Origin of the sequence: Hyphomonas sp. GM-8P, from assembly GCF_003263315.1 — a bacterium.
GTDB lineage: Bacteria > Pseudomonadota > Alphaproteobacteria > Caulobacterales > Hyphomonadaceae > Hyphomonas.
Map to the genome: position 1 here is coordinate 1 of NZ_AWFE01000037.1, position 413 is coordinate 413.

1 protein-coding gene is annotated in these 413 nt (G+C 60.0%); it reads right to left on the reverse strand.

Features of this window, described 5'->3' with window-relative positions; all coding sequences use genetic code 11:
- Positions 1 to 413, reverse strand: a 413-nt coding sequence (locus HY26_RS03530) for an IS3 family transposase (protein WP_146740166.1), incomplete at both ends; no start/stop codon positions are given.

Here is a 413-nt window from a genome sequence, read left to right on the forward strand (position 1 = left end):
CGGAACGGATATGCTCCGGCGGGCCATGATGCACGAACAGTTCGCCCAGCGTGTCTAGGACATCGCGGGAGTTGAGCTTGCGTTCGACACGAATGGCGAGGCATTCGCGAGTGAACTCATCAATCACACACAGCATGCGGAACACCTTGCCGTCATGCGTGCGGTCCTGAACGAAGTCATAGGACCAGACATGGCCCTTGTGCATCGGCCTCAGCCGGATGCAGGAGCCGTCATTCAGCCAGAGACGGCCTCTCTTTGGTTGTTTCATTGGCACTTTCAGCCCTTCACGCCGCCAGATGCGATACACCCGCTTCTCGTTCACATGCCAGCCATCCCGTCTCAGCAGGGCCGTGATCCGGCGGTAGCCATACCGGCCGAACCGTTCAGCCAGGGCGATGATGGCCGCTGTCAGC